The organism is Calothrix sp. UHCC 0171, from assembly GCF_034931845.1.
In the GTDB taxonomy this organism is placed as follows: Bacteria; Cyanobacteriota; Cyanobacteriia; order Cyanobacteriales; family Nostocaceae; genus Brunnivagina.
The window spans coordinates 1-5,715 of sequence record NZ_JAYGHN010000092.1 but is presented as its reverse complement, the minus strand read 5'-3'; the positions used below and the strand labels follow the sequence as shown (position 1 = coordinate 5,715).

Here is a 5,715-nt window from a genome sequence, read left to right as displayed (position 1 = left end):
AAAACTACTGCATTGGCAGTGCGGGTGTAGGAAATAACGGCTAAACCGATAGAGCAAATCACAAATACCAGCATTGCCGACAGCATGATGGGTTTACGATGATACTTATCGGCTACATGCCCAGCTACTAAAGTCAGTAAAATCGCTGGTAAAACTTGCGCCAAACCAATTCCACCCAAAACCAAAGCCGAACCAGTGCGCTCATATAATTCCCAACCCAACGCCACGGTTTGCATTTGTGCGCTGGTAAATAGAAGAGTGCGACCAATGGTAAATAATCGATAATCCCGGAATCTCAGGGCTGCAAAGGCATCGTGTTGTGTAGCCTCAGCCTCACGGAGCTTTTTTAACTTCTGATCGTTCAAAGACATTTTTGAGTAGAGTTAACCCTTTTTCAATTTGTGCTATTTCTTTCGCTGTCAAACCATCTAATAAGTCTGTAATATGAGTGCGAGTTTGTGCCTGGGTTTCCTCAAGATGCTGTTTTCCTTCATCGGTGAGACTTAAAACCACTTTTCGCCGCTCTTGAGGATGATCTGTGCGTTGGACAAAATTACGTTGTACTAGTCGCTCTGTGGTTGTGGATGCTGTCGCACAAGTCACACCGAGATGTTCCGCCAGATCGGATAACGAAGCTCCGGGGTTGCGTTTGAGAAATGCTAGCGATCGCAATTGGGGAATAGATAGGGATGTGGCGCTATTTTCCCGCATATCCGCTCGAATAAACCGCATCACCAAGGGAATGGTGTCCATTACTCGATTGGCACATTCTTGAGACGGTTTATCCGATTTCATGGGCTGGTTTTTCTCCTAGTTACATTGCCACCCGTGGATAGAGTTTGCCACAGATGTAGGTTAAGCCTATTAATGTTAACAAGAGAATTGTACAATCTACGCTAAACCCATAGAGACTAATACCATTCAGGAGCATCTTACCGCGCAATGCATCAACTTGGTAGGTTAAAGGGTTAATGTGAGAAATCAACTTTAACCATCCCGGCATCAGGGAAATTGGATAGATGGCGTTGCTGGCAAAAAAGAAGGGCATGGTAATTAATTGTCCAATTCCCGTCATTCGTTCCCGTGTTTTTACCACACAACCAATAATTAAGGAAAATATGCAAAAACAAGCGGCTCCCAACATCACAATTAGCAATACTTGCAGAAAAGCTAAGGGGTTGAGATTGAGTTTGACACCCAAAAAAAATGCTAATCCGTAAATAATAAATACTTGGGAAATACACCGTACCCCACAAGCTAGCGCTTTACCCAAAACTATTGCTGTGCGGGGAGTGGGACTTGCTAAGAATTTATGGACAACCCCTAAATCTCGTTCCCAAATCAACGTCATTCCCCCAGTAAAAATTGCCACGAACAGGACACTTTGAGCGAGAATCCCCGCCGACATAAAATCTAGGTAGGGTAAATCTCCCGTAGGGATAGCGCGAGTTTTGGTAAATACCTGTCCAAAAATTAACAACCACAAAGCAGGCTGCACGCTTCTGACTACTAAATCGGTGGGATCATGGCGTAGTTTACGTACTTCCAACTCGGCAATTACTAGGGTTTTATTAATCAATTCCCTAATTGCAGAGATGAAATGAGGTCGGCGTTTCGGCAGGGGATCAACCCAAGCGTTGGGCATTACGTCTCGTTCTGGCAGTTTCACGGTAGCTCACTCCTGATGTTAATTGGTCGCCTGTATAGTGAATAAAGACATCATCTAAAGTTACATTTGGTTGTTCCAAGGATGCTTTTAACTCCTGGGGTGAACCAGTAATAATTTCTCTACCGCGTTGCATAATTGTGACGCGATCGCATAAATTATCGGCTTCTTCTAAAAAGTGTGTAGTTAAAAATATTGTCGTACCGAATTCTGCACGTAATTGCTCTACCAATTGCCAAACCTGAGCGCGAGCGATGGGATCGAGTCCCACAGTTGGCTCATCCAAAAACAAAATCTGCGGTTCGTGCAAAATCGATTGGGCGATTTCCAACTTGCGAATCATTCCCCCAGAGTAGTTACGTACCAAGCGATCGCGTACATCGAGCAAACCCATAAATGCCAGCATTTCCCGAATACATCGCTCCCGTCGTCTCCGGGGAATATCGTACAACTTCGCGAAAATTAAGAGATTTTCGTAACCAGTAAGATACCCATCCGCCGAAAGAGCTTGCGGCACATAGCCAAAAACTCTCCTAACAATATCGGATTGATGGCTGACATCATAACCTGCCAGCATTGCTTTTCCCGCACTCAATGGTAGCAAGGTTGTCAGCATTTTGATGACTGTACTCTTACCTGCACCATTTGGTCCCAGCAAACCAAAAACCTCTCCCTGTTTCACAAAAATATCCAGAGAATCAACTGCAACGAACTTGTCAAACAGGCGCGTTAATCCCTGCGTTGCCAAAATTATCGGAATTTCCGCACGATTCGGGTCTGACTGTCCCATTTGTCCTGACTGTTGCCCTGTAAATATGGTCACGATTTCTATGCAACCCTTATATTTAGATATTCTAATTATTAGTCTCTCATAATTTTACTTGAAGTCAATAGTCTCTTTTTGGCGATCGCCCACGGTAAAACGTCAGAATCCAGATAATATGATGGTTCTGAGATATGCGTGAAGAATTGCGAAAAATTTGACTCTTCTTCTGAAACTTGAGTTTTAGTAGTTAACCAAAGTAGCTTGGCAGGTAAAATTCACGATGTCTCCACCTCTTGAGCCAATCTCAAACCGTTAATTTTTGCTTGGTGAATCATTACATTCCAGGGACTTGCTTATTAAAGCTACTCTGTGATAACTTTTTGTTTATACAAAAATACTGTAAATCGATGGAATTACAGTAGTTAAATAACTGACTTCCCTAAAAACACCAATTTCGACAGGGTCAAGCAATTATTAACCTTCAATCTCAACTTCAACTTTGACTCAACCCCAGAAATATTGGATGCCAGTTGTAGATATTGCATAACAATTTTTTGACAGACCTAATCTACTGCATCTAGATAACAATTGAGTCATAAGTAAAATATTACACAATCCAAAATCTAAAATATTATGAGCCTAGATTTACAACTTTCAGGAAAAACAGCTATTGTCACAGGTGGAAGTGCAGGAATTGGTTTAGCGAGCGCCAAAGCTTTGTATAGTGAAGGTGTCAATGTGGCGATCGCATCTCGCAATTCCGAAAGATTGGAGAAAGCAGTCAATGAAATTCAATCTTTACCCAATATAACCAGCAAAGTTATTCCCATTAGTGCGGATATTAGCCAAGCGGCAGATATTGAGAAAGTCGTTTCCACAACACTTTCACAATTTGGTCAGATTGATATTTTGATTAATAATGCTGGTTCTGCACGTGCAGGGTCTTTTTTAGAACTGAGTGATGATGCTTTTTTAGATGCTTGGAACTTAAAATTATTGGGCTATATTCGCTTAGTTAGAGCCGTTGTACCCCATCAAAAAAATCGGCGTGATGGACGAATTGTCAACATTATTGGAGGTGCCGGACGTACACCTCGTCCTAATTTTTTACCAGGTGGAACTACTAACGCGGCTCTTTTGAACTTCACACGGGGAATTTCTAAAGAATTAGCCCAAGACAACATTAGAATTAACGCTATTTCTCCAGGAGCAACTGCAACTGAGCGTGCAGACATCTTAGCACGACAGAATGCCGAATCTCGCGGTGTAACCGTGGAAGAAATTAAAGCCGAATCAATAAAAGCGATTCCCTTGGGTAAAGTTGTCAAACCAGAAGAAATTGCTGCACTCACATTATTTTTAGTTTCCGATCTTGCATCTTCGATTACAGGTGCGGAGATTCTCGTTGATGGTGGACAAACTCCAGGTGTTTAGGCAATTCAAACAAGAATAAAAACAGTGGTATGAGCGCTCATACCACTCTCCAAAAGATTTACCGCAGCTTGAAACCAAGGTTATTTAGAGCTTCGCGCAACCTGTCACGTCCCGATAGAGACTGCGAAGTTGCAACACGTTTAGCTGAATGTTCGCTCCAGTCACCGGCAACATTCATTTGCTGTTGACTATAAAAAGTCTTCATGATTTCGTCATAGTGGGCGATGTCTGGCGACAAGCCGCTTCGCGTCAACGCTTCTTGAACTGGGAGACTATAGGTTTCACGATGCAATACTGCTGACTGTGGCAATCTTGGTTTAATTGCTGTCTCCACATCTGGATTAGGATAGCCTACGCATAGTAGTGCGGGCATCTTGCCCGCGTCTTATATACAAATTAGATGCGTCGCAGCTTAAAGCCTCTTATTTTGCTAGTAAAGACAAATATGTACCTCAATTACTTGGGAATAGCTATAAAGGCTTGTTAGATACATAACAATCCTATGCAACTTCATCTAAAAATGGTATTACTTTAACAGAGCAAATACTGAAAGGCTAAAAGATTAAATTCCAAGTCAAAAATAGATTTCAAGCTATTGCTATTGGATAATTTCCCTAGAAAAATCGATATTAATAGTCGTCCATTCTATCTTTCATTATTTCATTGCTTTTATCCTCAAAAACTGAGTAATTTGCAAGCAAATCCCAGCTAATAATCCATCATCTTGATAATGCGAGAAAACCAATAAATAATTTCTGGATCGCAGTAAGTTGTCAATCGGGCAATTTCACAAGCTAGCTGATAAGCTTCGTTTCCTTTTGGATGATTGATTAATCCTACATGATTAAGTAAAGCGGTTTTCAAATCACCGGGGTATGTGGGTACACTTTTTCCTTCTACCCATTGAATCCGATTCAAAAGTGGATTCCAATCGATATTACTAGACGAATTGCGATCGCAAATATGGGAATTCATAATTTTTATCAACTACTTCGATTAATGTTTTTAGATTTATCCTCTAATTGTAGGAATTTTGATGTGATAATAACAAATACTCTTTATTGTTGATTTAATAATTAAAATTTATTGATTATTCCGAAAATTTGACGATAAAACCAATCAAATTTATTCGCAGTTAAACTGCTCGAAGGCTCGAGTTAGCCCTGTGTAAAGTAAATTACGAGTCAGCATCATACGAGCGATCGCATCCATCCTAATATCCCCCAAATATGAGGCTTTGATCTGCGGAATTTTGCGAGACAAGGAATAAAATGACTTCAAGGTGAGGAATTTGACATATAGTGGGGGCAAGTATATGGTGATTGCAGGGGCTCCCTTGGGAAATATTACACCAGAATTTGTTTCCGTACTTTCATTCCTCTCCAAATACCAGAAATCAACCATGCCGCCCAGAATAGCCTTTGAGTAAATTTAGTTAATGTAATCTACTGCTAATCGATGGAGATACAGTATTATATGATAACTACTACTTGTCCCATAAAGCCAAACTATTCTCCATGCGGATTGCTCGTGACATTACAGAAACAATTGGTCGGACTCCCCTAGTCCAACTCAACCGGATTCCTCAAGCTGAGGGATGTTTAGCCCAAATTCTCGTTAAGTTAGAGGGAATGAATCCTTCGGCTTCGGTCAAAGATAGAATTAGCACTAGCATGATTGCCAATGCGGAGAAATTAGGGCTGATTCAACCAGGAAAAACAACTTTGGTCGAACCAACTTCAGGAAATACAGGTATTGCACTGGCAATAGTCGCGGCTGCTAGAGGCTATCGTTTAATACTGACAATGCCCGACACAATGAGTATCGAACGGCAATTAATTCTTAAAGG

General features: G+C 41.2%; 7 protein-coding genes and 1 pseudogene. 2 read left to right on the top strand and 6 right to left on the bottom strand.

Annotated elements, in window-relative coordinates; genetic code table 11:
* The 4 genes from VB733_RS27250 to VB733_RS27235 form a co-directional block, all read right to left on the bottom strand.
* Nucleotides 1-371, bottom strand: a 371-nt coding sequence (locus VB733_RS27250; protein WP_323343173.1) for an MFS transporter, incomplete at its 3' end; no start/stop codon positions are given.
* Complete coding sequence (locus tag VB733_RS27245; protein ID WP_323343172.1) at nt 334-795, bottom strand: MarR family transcriptional regulator; 462 nt, start codon at nt 793-795, stop codon at nt 334-336. The genes VB733_RS27250 and VB733_RS27245, both read right to left, overlap by 38 nt.
* A gap of 19 nt (nt 796-814) precedes the next feature.
* Nucleotides 815-1,669 carry an ABC transporter permease gene (locus tag VB733_RS27240; protein WP_323343171.1) on the bottom strand — a complete coding sequence of 285 codons (855 nt, stop codon included), beginning with the start codon at nt 1,667-1,669 and terminating at the stop codon, nt 815-817.
* Entirely contained in the window at nt 1,626-2,456 is an 831-nt protein-coding gene (locus VB733_RS27235; RefSeq protein WP_323343174.1) for an ATP-binding cassette domain-containing protein, read from the bottom strand. Before VB733_RS27235 ends, VB733_RS27240 begins: the two co-directional genes overlap by 44 nt.
* Nucleotides 2,457-3,065: 609 nt before the next feature.
* Here VB733_RS27235 and VB733_RS27230 point away from each other — a divergent pair.
* Nucleotides 3,066-3,866: an SDR family oxidoreductase gene (locus VB733_RS27230; RefSeq protein ID WP_323343170.1), complete on the top strand. Its 801-nt coding sequence runs from the start codon at nt 3,066-3,068 to the stop codon at nt 3,864-3,866.
* A 58-nt stretch (nt 3,867-3,924) separates the two neighbouring features.
* Here VB733_RS27230 and VB733_RS27225 read toward each other — a convergent pair.
* Together VB733_RS27225 and VB733_RS27220 are read right to left on the bottom strand one after the other, a co-directional pair.
* Nucleotides 3,925-4,227: pseudogene (locus tag VB733_RS27225) on the bottom strand (NADPH-dependent oxidoreductase); the annotation flags it as partial.
* 347 nt (nt 4,228-4,574) lie between these two features.
* The gene (locus VB733_RS27220) at nt 4,575-4,841 is read right to left on the bottom strand and encodes a hypothetical protein (protein WP_323343169.1); all 267 of its coding nucleotides are present in this window, start codon (nt 4,839-4,841) and stop codon (nt 4,575-4,577) included.
* 542 nt (nt 4,842-5,383) lie between these two features.
* Between VB733_RS27220 and VB733_RS27215 the strand changes: the two genes are divergently transcribed.
* A partial coding sequence (locus VB733_RS27215; RefSeq protein WP_323343168.1) for a pyridoxal-phosphate dependent enzyme occupies nt 5,384-5,715 on the top strand: 332 nt, incomplete at its 3' end.